We start from the raw sequence: 1,031 nt of genomic DNA, 5'->3' as shown, positions 1-1,031 counted from the left end.
AGAGAACACCACCGCAACGACCAGGAGCCTCGTCTCGTCACCCCACACCGCTGACCTGCACCTTCACCCCAGCAGGACAGGATGAAAACGGTTCAGTGAGTCGAAGGCGTTCTGGATGAAGTTCCTGCGCTTGCCTTGCCCGCCGTCTGGACGGCGTCCAGCTAATCATCGTGGTGGCCGACATGGTCGGAGGGGGTGAGGAGGTGGGCAGCGGCAGGGAAAGAGGGAAGACAGCGAGCCGAAACACCCCTCCGGAACCCGGCAACGGAGCGCAAGCACTCAAAGATGCGGCTGCCATGACTGCGTGCGAACCTGAACCTGACCCGTCTCCGCCATACAAGGAGTGAAGCTCCATGGGCAGGAAAGATCCGAACAGGAAAGACGAAAAGTGGAACAAGGCGCAGCCTGACAAGGAAGGGATCGAGTCTGAGCAGTCGCTGCAAAGCGCGCAAGGGCGTGGTCGTCACGCGCGGGACGGGATTCATGGCGTGCCGACCGAGCGGCGGGAGTCGTTAGATGACGTCCAAAGCGAGCTCGACGAGCAGTAGCTGACAGGGGCTGGCCCGTCATGTGTGTGGCCCTCTTCTCGCCGCTGGTGGCAGTGGGAAGAGGGTCGGCAACGCGGTGTGTCCGGATCCCCGACGAGCGCACCTTCGCAACCCAAGGCGAGCTGGCCAGGAGCCTGGTCCGCCGCAGCATCGTCGCAGGTCTGCCCGCCGCATGGGTGAGTGCCTATGAAGCCTACGGACAGGACTGGTCCTTCCGCCGCCTGCTCGAACAGCTCGACGTCGGCTATGTCGTGAGCAGTGCCGAAGTCCCAGGAGCTCATCGAGGAAGCACCCGACGACGCCGGCAGACCCTGTCCTGCGGCGACGGAGCCAAGGGCCCCCGCGTCTACGACTGGGCCGCAGCCAAACTGCCCGCCAACATCATCTTTGAAGCTTCCCCTTGATCGTGGACACCTGGAGACTGGGACATGAGGTTCCAGAGGAAGTAGCACCAGGTGGGAAGCAAGTACACGAAGCGGTACA

At 63.0% G+C, this 1,031-nt stretch carries 1 protein-coding gene and 1 pseudogene; both read left to right on the top strand.

Going from position 1 to position 1,031, the window contains the following annotated elements; genetic code table 11:
* The first annotated feature begins 353 nt into the window (after positions 1-353).
* Positions 354-548: a hypothetical protein gene (locus ACZ7GZ_RS43530; protein WP_471033429.1), complete on the top strand. Its 195-nt coding sequence runs from the start codon at positions 354-356 to the stop codon at positions 546-548.
* 5 nt (positions 549-553) lie between these two features.
* Positions 554-949: pseudogene (locus ACZ7GZ_RS43525) on the top strand (transposase); the annotation flags it as partial.
* Positions 950-1,031: the final 82 nt, after the last annotated feature.

This window comes from Streptomyces sp. NPDC037288 (assembly GCF_055603265.1).
Note: the sequence above shows the minus strand (reverse complement) of the source record. Positions and strands in the feature narration are given on the sequence as shown.